The sequence below is a fragment of the Mesorhizobium sp. AR10 genome (assembly GCF_024746795.1).
GTDB lineage: Bacteria > Pseudomonadota > Alphaproteobacteria > Rhizobiales > Rhizobiaceae > Mesorhizobium.
This window is the reverse complement of record NZ_CP080524.1, coordinates 1,619,985-1,635,518: the sequence shown is the minus strand read 5'-3', so window position 1 is coordinate 1,635,518 and position 15,534 is coordinate 1,619,985. Positions and strand designations below refer to the sequence as shown.

Below are 15,534 nucleotides of genomic sequence, written 5' to 3'. Positions count from 1 at the left end.
TTACCTGTCCAGCCCCTATCTGTCCAACACAGCGCGGATGGTTTCCATGGCGGTCACCAGTCGGCGCGACACTTCCTTGTTGGCGTCTTCCAGCCGTTCGGCGCGAGCTTCAGAATTGTCGAGTTCCTGCGCCAGCCGCGAACGATCGGCGTTCATGCGCTGCACCTCGGCCTCGGATTCGGAATAATCCCGCTCATGCTCGAGCTTGGCCGCAACGGCGTTTTCCAGCCCATCGATGGCCTTGCCCAGCCTGGCGATGACTTCCTTGAGTGTTGTTTCCCCGGTCATGGCCTTCGTCCTGTGCCCTGCCCATCACCGAATCATTCGCATTCAGAACGCGTTATCCAGGAAACATTAGGCGCCGTGTGAAGGTGACGTCAACAAAGCTCTCGAGACTGTCCCCCGCTATCGCTAATGTACTGGGATCGCCACCATCACAAGACCGGCAAAAACGCACCGGTTTGTTGACTAAAAAGCCGCGCCTGCTATGTGTCGCGCACCTTTTCAAAGGCTCTCCCAAGGCCCCAAACCCCCACATTGGAGGAAGCATGACCTCGCGTGAACAACATGACCGGATGGCCAATGCGATCCGTTTTCTCTCCATGGATGCCGTCGAGAAGGCCCAGTCCGGCCACCCGGGCCTGCCCATGGGCTGCGCCGACATCGCCACGGTGCTGTTCACGCGCTTCCTGAAATACGATGCGAAGGCCCCGCACTGGGCCGACCGCGACCGCTTCATCCTGTCGGCCGGCCACGGATCGATGCTGCTCTATTCACTGCTCTATCTGACCGGTTACGAAGACATCACCCTCGACCAGATCAAGAGCTTCCGCCAATTGGGGTCGAAGACAGCGGGCCATCCGGAATACGGCCATGCCGCCGGCATCGAGACGACGACCGGCCCGCTCGGCCAGGGTCTCGCCAATTCGGTCGGCTTCGCGCTCGGCGAGCGCATCATGAACGCCGCCTTCGGCAACGACCTCGTCAACCACTACACCTATGTGCTGGCTGGCGACGGCTGTCTGATGGAAGGCATTTCGCAGGAGGCCATCACGCTTGCCGGCCATCTCAAGCTCAACAAGCTGATCGTCTTCTGGGACAACAACAACATCTCGATCGACGGCCCGGTCTCGCTGGCCGACAACACCGACCAGGTCGCACGCTTCCAGGCGTCGGGCTGGAACGCCAGCCACATCGACGGCCAGGACCCCGAAGCGATTGCCTATGCCATCGAGGCGGCCCGCCACTCCGACAAGCCGACGATGATTGCCTGCAAGACGACCATCGGCTTCGGCGCGCCGACCAAGGCCGGCACCAACAAGGCGCACGGCTCCCCGCTCGGCGCCGACGAGATCGCCGGTGCCAGGAAATTCTTCGGCTGGGATTCGCCTCCCTTCGAAGTTCCCGCCGACATCCTCGACGCGTGGCGTGGCGCCGGCAAGACCGGCGTCAAGGCACGCACCGACTGGGAGGGCCGCCTCGCCAAGGCCGATGCCAAGCTGAAGGCTGAGTTCGAACGCCGCATCGGTGGCACGCTGCCGGCGAATTTCGACGCCGTCATCGCCGACTACAAGAAGAAGCTGAGCGCCGACAAGCCGAAGGTCGCCACCCGCAAATCGTCGGAAATGGCGCTCGAAATCATCAACGGCGCCATCCCGGAAACCATTGGCGGCTCGGCCGACCTGACCGGCTCCAACAACACCAAGACCAGCCAGACCAAGAACATCACATCGGACGACTACGGCCAGCGCTATGTCCACTACGGCATCCGCGAACACGGCATGGCGGCTGCGCTCAACGGCTTGACGCTGCATGGCGGCCTCGTCGCCTATGGCGGCACCTTCATGTGCTTCTCCGACTATGCCCGTCCGGCGATGCGGCTTGCCTCGCTGATGGGCATCCGTTCGATCTTCGTCATGACCCATGATTCCATCGGTCTGGGTGAAGACGGCCCGACCCACCAGCCGGTCGAGCATCTGGCCGCACTGCGCGCCATTCCCAACCACAATGTCTTCCGCCCGGCCGACGCGGTCGAGGCCGCCGAATGCTGGCAGCTGGCCATCGAATCGGAAAAGACGCCGTCGACGCTGGCGCTGACCCGGCAGAACCTGCCGACGGTGCGCACCGAATTCGTGACCAAGAACCTCAGCGGCTACGGCGCCTATGAGCTGGCCGCCGCCAGCGGCGATGCAGCGGTGACGATCTTTGCTTCGGGCTCCGAGGTCGAGATTGCGCTGGCCGCGCGCGAGGCATTGGAGAAACACGGCCATCCGACCCGCGTCGTCTCGGTTCCCTGTTTCGAACTGTTCGACAAGCAGAGCGCCGACTATCGCAAGAAGACGATCGGCTCGGCGCCGCTGAAGATCGCCATCGAAGCCGGCATTCGCCAGGGTTGGGATCATTTCATCGGCACCGACGGCATCTTCATCGGCATGACCGGCTTCGGCGCCTCCGGCACGATCGAACAGCTCTATCCGCATTTCGGCATCACCGCCGAAGCGACGGTGAAGGCGGCGGAAGCCCGCCTGCACGGCAAGTAAGGGATTGAGGCTGGCCCGCGAAACTGCTTCAGGCTATTTCGCGGGCTGGCTCAACCTAATCGATTTAAATCCATGCCTTCCATGGCTGGATTCTTTGCCCGTCCGCCGCTATGAAGCTGCGGACCAATTTGCCTTCCAGCTCCCAGGGAGAGAAAAATGACTGTCAGAGTTGCCATCAACGGATTCGGCCGCATCGGCCGCAACATCCTGCGCGCCATCCACGAATCCGGCCGCAAGGACATCGATGTCATCGCCGTCAACGACCTCGGCCCGGTCGAGACCAATGCGCATCTGCTGCGCTATGACAGCGTGCATGGCCGCTTCCCGCATGAAGTGTCGGTTTCCGGCGACCAGATCACCGTAGGCAAGGAAACATTCAAGGTCACCGCGATCAAGGATCCGACGCAACTGCCGTGGAAGGAACTCGGCATCGACATCGCGCTCGAATGCACCGGCATCTTCACCGCCCGCGACAAGGCCGCCGCGCACCTGACCGCCGGCGCCAAGCGCGTCATCGTCTCGGCCCCGGCCGAAGGCGCCGACCTCACCGTCGTCTATGGCATCAACCACGACCAGCTGACCAAGGACCACATCGTCATCTCGAACGCCTCTTGCACCACCAACTGCCTGGCGCCGCTGGCAGCGGTCCTGCACGAGACCGTCGGTATCGAGAAGGGCATGATGACGACGATCCATTCCTATACCGGCGACCAGCCGACGCTGGACACCATGCACAAGGATCTCTACCGCGCCCGTGCCGCTGCCCTGTCGCAGATCCCGACCTCGACCGGCGCGGCCAAGGCGATCGGCCTTGTGCTGCCCGACCTCAAGGGCAAGCTCGACGGCATCTCGATCCGCGTGCCGACCCCGAACGTCTCGGTCGTCGATTTCAAGTTCATCGCCAAGCGTTCGACCACCGTCCAGGAAATCAACGACGCGGTGATCGCAGCCTCCAACGGCAAGCTCAAGGGCATCCTCGGCGTCACCCATCATCCGAACGTCTCGATCGACTTCAACCACGATCCGCGTTCCTCGATCATGGCGCTCGACCAGACCAAGGTGATGGACGGCAACTTCGTTTCGGTTCTGTCCTGGTACGACAATGAATGGGGCTTCTCCAACCGCATGGGCGACACATCAGTCGCCTTCGGCAAGACCATCGCCTGATCGCAAAACCATCTTTGCGCGACCTGAAACGCCCGGCTTTGTCCGGGCGTTTTTTTATCGGCACATCGTACAGCGCTCCTTGAGCGCCAAACCGCCAGAAAATCAGCGGCATAGACCAAAAAACCACCCTCCCGCCTTGCGCTGGCCATGCCTTCGCCCCACTCTCCCGTAAATCGGGAGAAAGAGGAATTCGAGGGGCAAATCACGGATGGAGCATGCGATCTATCTCGTCACGCTGGTTGGCACCGCGCTTGTCGTTGCCGCGGCGTTTTCGAGCCTGATCGCTTTCCGCTTCGGCGCCCCTCTCCTGCTGCTGTTTCTGTGCATCGGTCTGGCCACCGGAACCGACGGCCTCGGCATCGAGTTCGACAATGCCCGGGTGGCCTATTTTGCCGGCTCACTGGCGCTCGCCGTGATCCTGTTCGATTCCGGTTTTGGCACGCCGCTCAACGCCTTGCGGCAGGCAGCCGGCCCGGCGCTGTCGCTGGCGACCGTCGGCGTCATGTTGACCACCGGCCTGTTCGGCGCCGCCGCCCACTACATGCTCGATCTCACCTGGCTGGAATCCTTCCTGCTCGGCGCCGCCGTTGCCTCGACCGATGCCGCGGCGGTGTTCTTCCTCTTGCGCGCCGGCGAAATCAATCTGCGCGAGCGGGTGCGGGCGACGCTTGAGGTCGAATCCGGCACCAATGACCCGATTGCCATCTTCCTTACCATCACGCTGGTCGAGATCATCGCCGTCAACGCCAATCCCGAGGCCAAGGTGCTGGTCACCGACCTCGTCCTCGGCTTCCTTCTCAACATGGGGATCGGCGCCATCGTCGGCATTCTGGGCGGCCTCGCCATCGTGCGCCTCGTCGATCGCCTCAATCTCGATCACGGCCTGTTGCCGATCTTCGTGCTGACACTGTCGCTGATGGTGTTCGCCGCCGCTGGCGCCATCGGTGGCTCCGGCTTTCTGGCGGTCTATCTCGCCGGCCTGGTTGCCGGCAATTCCGACATCCGCGCCGTCACCATTCTCAAGCGCTTCCAGGACGGCATGTCGTGGCTGGCGCAGATCATCATGTTCCTGATCCTCGGCCTGTTCGCGACGCCATCGCAATTTCCAGCGATCATGGTGCCGGCGGTGCTGCTCGGCCTGTTCCTGATATTCATCGCCCGGCCGGTCGCCGTCTGGCTCTGCCTGATCCCGTTTCGCCTGCCGCGCCCCGAGGTCGCCTTCGTCTCCTGGGTCGGCCTGCGCGGCGCCGTCTCCATCCTGCTCGCCATCACCCCGCTGCTCGGTGGCCTGGAGAACGGCCGCCTCATCTTCAACATCGCCTTCATTGTCGTGCTGGTGTCGCTGGTCATCCAGGGTTGGACCGTCGGACCCCTGGCGCGCCGTCTCGGCCTGATCGTGCCGGCGCGGCTGGGACCACTGGACAAGGTCGAGCTCGAACTGCCGGGCTCCGCCCATCACGAGCTTCTCGCCTACCGTGTAGCACCTGGCAGTCCGGTGGCGCGCGGCGAACGCATCCCGCGCTGGGCGCGGCCGTCGCTGGTGTTGCGCGACGGACGCTCGATGCGCTTCCAGGACATGGGCCGGCTCGCCGCCGGCGATCAGGTCTATATCTTCGTGCCGGACCGTTATCCGCGCCTGCTTGACAAGCTGTTTGCCAGCCGCGCCGTGGTCGATCCCGAGGATGCGGATTTCTTCGGCGCCTTTGCCGTCGATCCGGCGCGCTCGGCCGCCGAGCTGGAAACCGCCTATGCGCCTGGCCTGACCGAGGCGGAACGCAAGCTCACCGTCGGCGCCCTGGTGACGGCGCGGCTTGGCGGCCACGCCGAATATGCCGACCGCGTGCTGCTTGGTCCGATCGAACTGATCGTCCGCGACGTCGACGACAAGGGCAAGATCACTGGCCTCGGCCTTTCCTTCGAGCCGACCGCACCGGTGGCGCGGGTGCCGGTTTTCCTGAGCGCCGGCGAAATCGGCGACCGCGTCAGTGCCTTTGTTCGCAACTGGCGCAATCCGACCGAGACGCAGATTGCCGAGACGCAGGCAGAGGTGGAACCTGCTCCGCAGCCAGTGGTGGAAAAGTCACAAAGCGAGAGCTGACCGCTCCCGGCACCAGCCGCCGGGTCATATTTTCCGTGAAGCCCTGTCGCAGGTCTTGCATCGTCGTTGGCGCGGGGTAAGGTCCCGGCGATTTTTCGCGAAAGGGACCAGCATGGCCGGCTTCAAGACACTGGACGACATCGGCAACATCAGCGGCAAGCGAGTGCTGGTGCGCGTCGACCTCAACGTTCCCGTCGCTGAGGGCAAAGTCACCGACGCCACCCGCATCGAGCGCATCGCACCGACCATCGCCGAGCTTTCCGGCAAGGGCGCCAAGGTCATCCTGCTCGCTCATTTCGGCCGACCCAAGGATGGTCCCTCACCCGAATTCTCGCTTGAACCGATCGCCAAGGCGACGGCTGAGGTGCTCGGCCGCCCCGTCGGCTTTGCACCCGACTGCATCGGCGACATAGCCGCGAGTGCGGTTGCCGCCATGAACAAGGGCGACGTGCTGCTGCTTGAAAACACCCGCTTCTACAAGGCCGAGGAGAAGAACGACCCGTCCTTCACCGAAAAGCTCGCCGCCAATGGCGACATCTTCGTCAACGACGCCTTCTCGGCCGCGCACCGCGCACATTCGTCGACGGAAGGGCTGGCGCATCTGCTGCCGGCCTTCGCCGGCCGCACCATGCAAGCCGAACTCGACGCACTGGAAAAGGGTCTCGGCAATCCCGTCCGTCCCGTCGTCGCCATTGTCGGTGGCGCCAAGGTTTCGAGCAAGATCGACCTGCTGATGAACCTGGTGAAGAAGGTCGACGCGCTGGTCATCGGCGGCGGCATGGCCAACACTTTCCTCGCCGCGCGCGGCACCGATGTCGGCAAATCGCTGTGCGAGCATGATCTGGCCCCGACCGCCAAGCAGATCATGATCGAGGCGGCCGAGGCCGGCTGCGCCATCATCCTGCCGGTCGACGGCGTCGTCGCCAAGGAGTTCAAGGCCGGCGCCGCCAGCCAGACCCTCGCCATATCAGACGTGCCTGCCGACGGCATGATCCTCGATGTGGGCGCGAAGACGGTGAAAACCATTGCCGAATGGATCGACCGCGCCGCGACGCTGGTCTGGAACGGGCCACTCGGCGCGTTCGAGATCGAGCCGTTCGATCATGCGACGGTGGCCGCTGCCAAGCACGCTGCGGCGCGCACCAAGGCCGGCAAGCTGGTCTCGGTCGCCGGCGGCGGCGATACGGTGGCGGCGCTCAACCATGCCGGCGTCGCCGACGACTTCACCTATGTCTCGACCGCCGGCGGCGCCTTCCTTGAGTGGATGGAAGGCAAGCCGCTGCCCGGCGTCGACGTGCTGAAGAAGTAAGGCAAGGCGATTCACGCTTTCCGGCGCCATTCCTTTGGCGGTAGTGTTCTGCCAGGCGCGGAACAACCGTTTCAGGAGAAGCAGAATGAGCGAACGTCTCGAAGACATTGCCGCCGCGATCGTGGCCGATGGCAAGGGCCTGCTGGCCGCCGACGAAAGCTCCGGCACCATCAAGAAGCGTTTCGACGTCATCGGCGTCGAATCCACCGCCGACAGCCGTCGCGACTATCGCGAGATGATGTTCCGCGCTTCCGACGCGATGACCAGATACATCTCCGGCGTCATCCTCTACGATGAGACCATCCGCCAGAAGGCGGCTGACGGCACGCCGCTGGTCGACATCATCAAGGCGGCCGGCGCCATCCCCGGCATCAAGGTCGACGCCGGCGCCAAGCCGCTGGCCGGCTTTCCTGGCGACACCATTACCGAAGGCCTCGACGGCCTGCGCGAACGCCTCGCCGACTACTACAAGCTCGGCGCCCGCTTCGCCAAATGGCGCGCGGTGATCGACATCGACACAGGCAAGGGCGTGCCATCCGCCACCTCGATCGGCTCGAACGCCCATGCGCTCGCCCGCTATGCAGCACTCTGCCAGGAGGCCGGCATCGTGCCGATCGTCGAGCCAGAGGTGCTGATGGACGGCGCCCACGACATCGACACCTGCTACGAGATCTCGAAGGCGACGCTGACGAAACTCTACACCGAGCTCTACGCCGCCCGCGTTGTGCTGGAAGGCACGATCCTGAAGCCGAACATGGTCCTCGCCGGCAAGAAATCGGGTAAGGTGAGCAGCCCCGAGGAAGTCGCCGAAAGGACGATCAAGCTGTTCCGCGAGACGGTGCCGTCAGCAGTACCGGGCATCGCCTTCCTCTCTGGCGGACAATCGGACGAGGAAGCGACAGCCAACCTCAATGCCATCAACGCCATCGGCCCGCATCCATGGAAGCTGACCTTCTCCTACGGCCGCGCCTTGCAGGCAGCACCGCAGAAGGCGTGGAGCGGCAAGGCGGCAAACGTCGCCGCCGGCCAGGCCGCCTTTGCCCATCGCGCCCGCATGAACCATCTGGCAGCACTTGGGAAATGGCAGGCGAGCCTGGAACAAGCGGCCTGACCGGAAATCTGCGGCGTCCGGATCCGTGTGGCCGGATTTTGTGTGCCCTGAAAATCGCTCCAAAAAAGCGACGGTCGTGTCGGCTTGCGTCGAGCCCGAACGTCCTTGGGTTCGAAGAGGAGCAGATTCATGTCGAACAACAAGGCCGTTTCCCGGGAAGACTGGTTTGAAGCACACAAATCGCATCTGGCGCGCGAGAAGGAATTGACGCGGTTTCGTGACCGCATCGCCGCGGAGCGGCGCGAATTGCCCTGGCTGAAGATCAGGAAGGATTATGTTTTCGAGACCGAGCAGGGGCCGAAGAAACTGGCCGACCTGTTCAAAAGCAAAAGTCAGCTGATCGTCTACCACTTCATGTTCGGGCCGGGTGTCGATTACCGCTGCGAGGGCTGTTCGTTTCTCGCCGATCACATTGACGGCGCCAACCAGCATCTCAGGCATCACGATGTATCGCTGGTCGTGATCTCTCGCGCGCCGCTGGCCGAACTGCTCCCGTACAAGCAGCGCATGGGCTGGAAATTTGACTGGGTGTCGTCCTACGCCTCGGACTTCAACTTCGACATGCAGGTTTCCTTCACCGACAAGCAGATTGCGTCGGGCGACACCGTCTACAATTTCGAACAGCGCGCCCTGAAGTCGAAGGACCTGCCCGGCGCCAGCGTGTTCTACCGGGATGAGGCCGGCGACATCTTCCTGACCTTCATGACACGCGCGCGCGGCGGCGACCCGCTGATCGGCGCCTACCACTATCTCGACATGACGCCGAAGGGTCGTAACGAAACCGGCCCCTATCGTGGCCTGATGGACTGGGTGCGGCTGCACGACGAGTACGCAGACACGTCGGAACGGGAGAACTGTTGCAGCTGACGTGAAAAGGCAGCCACTGCGTCGTTCACCTGCGGCCCCACATGCGCTAAAGGCTGGTATAATGCAGCGCCTTTTCGTCCTCCTCACCTGGCTCGCCTTCCCGGTTTACATCTGGCAGGGGCTTGGCGTGCGCCGCCGCACCACGCGCATGCTGCCGGCGCAAGGTCCGGTCATGCACGATCTCGCCGGCAAGACGCCGGCGGTCTCGCTTCTTGTGTTGGGCGATTCCTCCGCCGCCTCTGTCGGCATCGGCAATTCCGAGAACGGGCTCGCCGCGCAGCTGGCCGATCTGATTTCGCAACGCACCGACCGCGCCGTGCGCTGGCGGGCGGCCGGCTTCAATTCGGCAACCTCAGGCCAGATCCGCGACCACGTGTTACCCAACCTGTCGGCCGATCCGTGGACGCATATCGTGCTTGCCATCGGCACCAATGACGCCAAGAATTTTCATTCGGTGCCGCGCTTCAAGAAGGAGTTTGGCGGCCTGCTCTACGCGCTGCGCGCCAAATGGCCGGAGGCGCGCGTCGTGTGGTCGCCGGTGCTGGAATTCACCCGGGCGCCGGCAATGCCGCCGCTGCTCGGCAAGATCCTGGAAATCCGTGCCGTCGAGATGAACCGGATGGGCGAGCGCCTTTGCTTCGAGCGCGGCGCGGTGCCGGCACCACGCCTGCCGATCACCGACCCCGAGGCCGGTTTTGCGTCGGACGGATTTCATGCCTCGGAGGCCGGCTACCGGGCCTGGGCGGAGCATCTCGTCAGGCTGGTACTGGGTGAGCAACATCCCGCGTAGCAGGCGGAAGGCCGGCTCCAACCTATGTCCAATGCCCCAGCACCGCCGTGATCGAAATCGCCGCCATGGCCAGCAGCGCCAGCTTCCAGAAATCGCTGCGCCGCTTCAGCCCCGGCCAGCCGAGCGGCTTGATCAGCTGGATGACCATCATGGCGATGATGACGAGCGCGAGGAGTTTCGACATGCCGCCTTTGACCAGCATCATGGCCGGCTGTCAAAACCTGCTTCCAGAACAACGCCGCAGCCAGGACGTCCCATACCTTGCAGGGAGCCTAGGGGCCGCTCTGCGGGATGCAGGATCGCGCAGCCCGCAGATCGTAGATCCTAACCGTAGGCGCGACATAGCCATAGTCACCGTATGGTTTCGAGAATTGCGCCGCGATATGGCCATCGAGGCAACGGAACATGCCGGCAAGGTCATATATCCTCGGATCCTGCTCTCTCAACTCTCCGCCACGCAGGTATCGTTGAAATTTCAGCGATACGAGGTAGCCGACTGACGAAAGGTCACGATAGTCCTCGGTTTTCGGTGCCGGCTCTCCCATTGGATAATCCACCGCGAAACGTGTGACGCCTTGCTTTTCAAGGAAGCGCATTGCTGCAAAGCGGGTATCGTTTTGCCAGTCCATGTTCGCGACATAGGCAGTGCCGGCATTGGCGCTCGCGATGATGGCGACAAGCCCAAGTCCGGCGCCGACCAAGCGGCTTCGGGGCGCAATCGCCCTGGAACAGGCGATGCCAGCCGCCAGCAGGAGATAGACAACAACCGGCAAAACGTAGCGCATGAAGCCGACCAGTTTGAGCGGCGACAGTTCGAGCAGGAAGAGCCAGAGAAAAGCCGCGCCCGCATAGGCAGCGACATGTTTGTTCCGGTCGGCGAAGATGGCCATGGCGATCGCCCCTAGCGCGATAGCCGCCGTCGGTCCGGTGAGACTGGGGATCAGATGGTAGCGAAAGTGTGTAAGCCCATAGCCGTCCCAGAACCATTCCTTGAGATCGTGACCCCGTTCAGCGTGCTTCAGTTCCTCGACGAGGCCTTTGATCACGGTTGAAAGCCCGCTTCCGGCTTCAGTCAAAAGCGACACGCCGAATATCGCGACGATGGTGAGCACGTCCGTGGCGGCAATGATGATGCCTTGTCTGGGGTCAAGTCTGCAGTAGACGATCGCCACGATGAAGAGACCGAGGCTGTTCACGGCGCCCACATATTTCGCCGCTACGGCGAGCCCTAGCGCAAATCCGAAGTAGAGAAGATTGAATGTGGTTGCCTGCTCCTTCAACCGCACCAGTGCATGCAGCCCGACGCAGATGGCGAAGATCAGGACCGCATCTTCCTTGAAATAGTGCGCGTGAACCGCGATGGCCGGCGACACCGCGAAAACACAGGTCCACAGAAAGGCGTTGAGGTCGTCCGCGTATCGTCGCAGAACGAGATAGAAGAGGACGCTTGCCCCGACACAGGCCAAGGCGCTGACGCTCCGGCCGGCCAGCAGAAAGCCATGCTCATTGGAAGCACCGGAAAGCCATGCGGCGACCCGGGCCAACACGATCATCAAAGGAGGATGCGCGTAATTGTGGTGCTGCCCCGCGGCAAACAGCACTTTGCGGGGCTCGTCCGGCTGGACGCCGAGCGGGAAGTCGATGTTGTAAAAGGCAAGCGATGCCGAGATCGCCACCAGCAACAAAACGGCCAGCGTCCTGGCATCAGACCTCTGTGCCATTCCGGCCCAGCCGGCCGGCTTGATGAGCCGGCCGACCGTCATGGGCTGATCGGGTGCGTGAGGCGTTTCGACATGCCGCTTTTTGACCAGCATCCCGGCCCGCTGTCAAAGCGCTCCGTTATTTCATCCGCGGCCCGCTGCCAGCCGGCCAGGGCTGTGGGCCACTATGCCAGCGTCTTGAGGCCGGCCTCGATCGACGCCCGCTTCGGTTCGAGGAAAGGTGGCAGGGCCAGTCTCTCGCCCAGCGTCTCCAGCGGCTCGTCGGCTGTGAAGCCCGGTCCGTCGGTTGCAATCTCGAACAATATGCCGTTCGGCTCACGGAAATAGAGCGAGCGGAAATAGTAGCGTTCGACCTCGCCGCTTGACGGCAGGCGAAACTCGGCCAACCGCGCTGTCCATTGATGCAGCGTTTCCTGGTCCGGAGCCCGGAATGCAACGTGGTGGACCGCACCCGCCCCTTGCCTGGCCGGTGCAAGGCCAGGCTGCACCGCGACATGAAGTTCCGCAGCCGGCCCGCCTTCTCCCATCTCGAAGACATGAACCTGACCTTGACCGTCCGGTGAGGCATAGTCCCGCACTTTGCGCATGTTCATCACCCGGGTCACCACCGCTTCGGTGTTGGTGATGTCGGGAACGCTGATGACGATGGGCCCGAGCCCGCGTATCTGGTGCTCGGCTGGGACCGGGCTTTGCGCCCAGGGGCGGCTGTCGCCCTTGCCGCCATCGCTGACAAGGCGAAGGCGCTGACCCTCGGGGTCTTCGAAATCAAGCGACAGGTAGCCGCCGATGTCGCCGATCTCTTCGGTCGCGATGCCCTCGCCGGCCAGGCGCTGCTTCCACCAGGCAAGACTTTCGTGGCTGCCGACCCGCAGGCCTGTCCGGATGATGCTGTGGGTGCCGCGCCGTTCGCGTCCAACCGGCCAATCGAAGAAGGTAAGGTCGGTGCCCGGTGTCGCCTCTCCATCGGCGTAGAAAAGGTGATAGGCTGATGTGTCGTCCTGGTTCACCGTCTTCTTGACCAGCCGCAGGCCCAAGGTCTTCGTGTAGAAGCGAAGGTTTCCGGGGGCATTCGCGGTGATTGCCGTCAGATGGTGAATTCCTGTCAGTTGCAGGCTCATGGTCGTCTCCCCAGGTCGTGGACCTGTTCTCTCTCGAAAATTGTTCTTCCTCCATATCAGAACCCCGACCCTGTCGCTGAAGGCCGCAAACGCCGACAGTCTGTCGCTGGAAGCTGAACGACCTTCACCTTAGCCGTCACTCCTAGTGAACAATCGGCGCTCCTCAAACGCAACGCTGGCACGAGCGGCAAGGCTCGCCAAAAGTCCTGAAAGCTCCTGACAGACTGCTGTCAGGAGGGGTGTGAGATAGTGCCTCCATCGGAAAAGAGGAGAGTCGTCATGAACGGTTTTACGATCCTGAGCAGCGTACAGCACTACGTCGGCAAGATCCGGACGATGCGCAACGAAATCCGCACACAGCGTTTCATGAACTCACTGCCGGCGGACATCCGCAAGGACATCGGCTGGCCGGATATGTATGACGGCCGCCACATCCGCGGCAATTGAGGTGATTTTTGCCCGCAACAGTTGGATGCGGGCGTCGCAGCACCCAGATAACAGGTCCGGCGTGCACGAGGATGGAGCGAGCATATGCCTGAACAGAAGGTCATCGGTGTGCTTTTCATCGATCGCTTCGCCGACTGGGAGTACGGCTTGCTGGCGGCGTCGGCAGTCGAATGGTTCGGTGCTCGCACCGTGTCGCTGACGCCGGACGGCAAGCAGGTGACCTCGGCCAGCGGCTTCAGGCTGACGCCCGATCGCTCCGCCGAGGCCGAGGAGAATGCCGATCTCGACGCTGTGGCGGTCATCGGCTCCGACCAGTGGACCAGCGATGCGCCACCGGACGTGTCCGGATTACTGACAGCGGTTGCAACCCGCGGCGGCGTGGTCGGCGGCATCTGCGCCGGCACGCTGGCGCTGGCTCGCGCCGGCCTGTTCGACAAGGTCAAACACACCAGCAACGGTCGCGACTGGATCAACGAAAACGAGGCAGGCTACGTTGGCGCCGAGAACTATCAGGACGTGCCCTATGCCGTGGCCGACGGTCGCGTCGTTTCCGCGCCTGGCTCGGCTCCTGGCACGTTCGCGCTGGCTTATTTGAAGACGCTCTATCCCGAAAGAGGCAGCGATCTCGCGCAGATGCGTGCGTTGTTCGCCAAGGAGTATGCTGAAGGCTCCTGACAGTATGGTGTCAGGAGCAGCATGCGATAGTGCAGCGGTGTCAGGAGAGAGATATGACCTTCATTCCCGCAAAAGCATCGGCATGGTTCGAGATACCGGTCACTGACATGGACCGGTCGCGGACTTTCTACGCCTCGGTGCTGCAGAACGAACTGGCACTCGAAGAGAGTGGTCCAAACCCTATCGCCATGTTCACCGCCCAGGAACGAATGGCGTCCGGGCACATCTATCCCGGAAAACAAGCAGCACCCGGAACCGGGCCGACCATTCATTTGTCGGTCGCAGCGCCCATCGAAGACGCGATGGCGCGGGTGACACAAAATGGCGGCCAGGTCGTCTCGCCGGCGATCTCCATCCCAGCCGGCACATTCGCCTATTGCCTCGACCCCGACGGCAACAGTTTCAGCCTTTTTGTATAAAGTGAGATTGGAGCCAGGCGCATGGTGAAAAGCTGGAATGACAAGCTGAACACGCCCGGCATCCACGCCGTCAAGCCGACGCCGCGCACGATGGCCGATGTCATCGAAGGCCAACCGATGCTGGTGCCGACAGCACGGCAAGTCGATGACTTCATCCGCACAATTCCCAAGGGCGTCGACATGGATGTCCGTGCCCTGCGCACCGCGCTCGCCATCGAGCACGGTGCCGAAGTGACATGTCCGGTCACCCTCGGCTATCATCTGCGCACTGTCGCCGAGGCTGCCAACGAGGATCTCGAACGCGGCATGACGTTGAACGACATTGCGCCATTCTGGCGGGTGCTCGACGCGAAAACGCCGACCACCAAGAAACTGTCCTTCGGCGCGGCATTCGTCGCCGCGCAGCGCAAGCGCGAAGGTCTGGAACCATAGTGCATGTCGCCCAAAAGTGGGAACCGGTTTTGGGACCACGACATGCATAAGAACAACACCGAGGAACCATACGATGCGCCGCGCCGACAGGCTCTTCCAGATCGTGCAGCATTTGCGCGGAGGCCGTCTGGTCACCGCCCAGAAGCTGGGCACGTGGCTCGAGGTTTCCGAGCGAACCATCTACCGCGACATCGCCGATCTGCAGTCGACCGGGGTGCCGATCGACGGCGAGGCCGGCGTCGGCTACATGATGAGAGAGGGTTTCGACCTTCCGCCGCTGATGTTCACGCGTGACGAGATCGTGGCGCTGGTCGCCGGCGCCCGTATGGTGCGCGCCTTCGGCGGTGCCGCCATGGCACGCGCCGCTGAAGAGGCGCTGGTCAAGATCGGCGCCGTGCTACCCGACGCCGAAAAGGACCGCATTGCCCGCACCGAAATCCACACGCCGATGTGGGTGGTGAGCGATGCCGCGCGCGAGGCGATCGACCTGATCGAGCGTGCCGTCGAGAAACGCCAGGTGCTGACCATCGACTATAGCGACGAGGCCGGCCGCGGCACCGCCCGCGACATCCGCCCGTTGGGCCTGTGGTTCTGGGGCAAAGTGTGGACGCTGGTCGCCTGGTGCGAGATGCGCGACGATTTCCGCGCCTTCCGCATCGATCGCATCGCTTCGGTGGTCATCGCAGGTCGCGTCTTCAAGCCGGAGCGCGGCAAGCAGCTTGGCGATTTCTACCGTGCGGTGGAGCGCAGCGAGGACTATGGCATGGCACCGGACCGCGCGGCGCGGACCTGACGCCGCTAGATCCTGCCAATAAAAAGCCCGCTCGAAGCGGGCTTTTT

The 15,534-nt window shown here is 63.0% G+C and carries 16 protein-coding genes; 12 read left to right on the top strand and 4 right to left on the bottom strand.

Features of this window, described 5'->3' with window-relative positions; genetic code table 11:
* Positions 1–15 precede the first annotated feature (15 nt).
* Positions 16–288, bottom strand: a complete 273-nt coding sequence (locus tag LHFGNBLO_RS11455) for a DUF4164 domain-containing protein (RefSeq protein WP_258606984.1) — start codon at positions 286–288, stop codon at positions 16–18.
* Between the two features lie 260 nt (positions 289–548).
* Here LHFGNBLO_RS11455 and tkt point away from each other — a divergent pair, with 260 nt between their 5' ends.
* The 7 genes from tkt (at position 549) to LHFGNBLO_RS11420 (ending at position 9,882) form a co-directional block, all read left to right on the top strand.
* Positions 549–2,540: a transketolase gene (gene tkt / locus LHFGNBLO_RS11450; RefSeq protein WP_258606982.1), complete on the top strand. Its 1,992-nt coding sequence runs from the start codon at positions 549–551 to the stop codon at positions 2,538–2,540.
* 156 nt (positions 2,541–2,696) lie between these two features.
* A complete protein-coding gene (gene gap / locus LHFGNBLO_RS11445; protein WP_258606980.1) occupies positions 2,697–3,707 on the top strand; it encodes a type I glyceraldehyde-3-phosphate dehydrogenase in 1,011 nt (336 codons plus the stop codon).
* A 208-nt stretch (positions 3,708–3,915) separates the two neighbouring features.
* The gene (locus tag LHFGNBLO_RS11440) at positions 3,916–5,805 is read left to right on the top strand and encodes a potassium/proton antiporter (RefSeq protein ID WP_258606973.1); all 1,890 of its coding nucleotides are present in this window, start codon (positions 3,916–3,918) and stop codon (positions 5,803–5,805) included.
* 112 nt (positions 5,806–5,917) lie between these two features.
* Positions 5,918–7,114: a phosphoglycerate kinase gene (locus tag LHFGNBLO_RS11435; protein ID WP_258606971.1), complete on the top strand. Its 1,197-nt coding sequence runs from the start codon at positions 5,918–5,920 to the stop codon at positions 7,112–7,114.
* Positions 7,115–7,199: 85 nt separating this feature from the next.
* Complete coding sequence (locus LHFGNBLO_RS11430) at positions 7,200–8,225, top strand: class I fructose-bisphosphate aldolase (protein WP_258606970.1); 1,026 nt, start codon at positions 7,200–7,202, stop codon at positions 8,223–8,225.
* A 129-nt stretch (positions 8,226–8,354) separates the two neighbouring features.
* On the top strand, positions 8,355–9,092 hold the full coding sequence (locus tag LHFGNBLO_RS11425) for a DUF899 domain-containing protein (RefSeq protein WP_258606968.1): 738 nt from the start codon (positions 8,355–8,357) through the stop codon (positions 9,090–9,092).
* Between the two features lie 61 nt (positions 9,093–9,153).
* A complete protein-coding gene (locus LHFGNBLO_RS11420; protein ID WP_258606966.1) occupies positions 9,154–9,882 on the top strand; it encodes an SGNH/GDSL hydrolase family protein in 729 nt (242 codons plus the stop codon).
* 22 nt (positions 9,883–9,904) lie between these two features.
* Here LHFGNBLO_RS11420 and LHFGNBLO_RS11415 read toward each other — a convergent pair whose 3' ends face one another.
* From LHFGNBLO_RS11415 to LHFGNBLO_RS11405, 3 genes are all read right to left on the bottom strand, one after another.
* On the bottom strand, positions 9,905–10,087 hold the full coding sequence (locus LHFGNBLO_RS11415; protein WP_258610056.1) for a hypothetical protein: 183 nt from the start codon (positions 10,085–10,087) through the stop codon (positions 9,905–9,907).
* Between the two features lie 67 nt (positions 10,088–10,154).
* Positions 10,155–11,696 carry an ArnT family glycosyltransferase gene (locus tag LHFGNBLO_RS11410; RefSeq protein ID WP_258606964.1) on the bottom strand — a complete coding sequence of 514 codons (1,542 nt, stop codon included), beginning with the start codon at positions 11,694–11,696 and terminating at the stop codon, positions 10,155–10,157.
* Between the two features lie 71 nt (positions 11,697–11,767).
* On the bottom strand, positions 11,768–12,721 hold the full coding sequence (locus tag LHFGNBLO_RS11405; protein ID WP_258606962.1) for a ring-cleaving dioxygenase: 954 nt from the start codon (positions 12,719–12,721) through the stop codon (positions 11,768–11,770).
* A gap of 279 nt (positions 12,722–13,000) precedes the next feature.
* On the opposite strand from LHFGNBLO_RS11405, the gene LHFGNBLO_RS11400 reads away from it, so the two are divergent.
* From LHFGNBLO_RS11400 to LHFGNBLO_RS11380, 5 genes are all read left to right on the top strand, one after another.
* Entirely contained in the window at positions 13,001–13,168 is a 168-nt protein-coding gene (locus tag LHFGNBLO_RS11400; protein WP_258606960.1) for a hypothetical protein, read from the top strand.
* Between the two features lie 84 nt (positions 13,169–13,252).
* Complete coding sequence (locus tag LHFGNBLO_RS11395; protein WP_258606959.1) at positions 13,253–13,843, top strand: DJ-1/PfpI family protein; 591 nt, start codon at positions 13,253–13,255, stop codon at positions 13,841–13,843.
* A 53-nt stretch (positions 13,844–13,896) separates the two neighbouring features.
* A complete protein-coding gene (locus LHFGNBLO_RS11390) occupies positions 13,897–14,262 on the top strand; it encodes a VOC family protein (RefSeq protein ID WP_258606957.1) in 366 nt (121 codons plus the stop codon).
* Between the two features lie 21 nt (positions 14,263–14,283).
* Complete coding sequence (locus tag LHFGNBLO_RS11385; protein ID WP_258606955.1) at positions 14,284–14,694, top strand: hypothetical protein; 411 nt, start codon at positions 14,284–14,286, stop codon at positions 14,692–14,694.
* A gap of 73 nt (positions 14,695–14,767) precedes the next feature.
* The gene (locus LHFGNBLO_RS11380; RefSeq protein WP_258606953.1) at positions 14,768–15,487 is read left to right on the top strand and encodes a helix-turn-helix transcriptional regulator; all 720 of its coding nucleotides are present in this window, start codon (positions 14,768–14,770) and stop codon (positions 15,485–15,487) included.
* Positions 15,488–15,534: the final 47 nt, after the last annotated feature.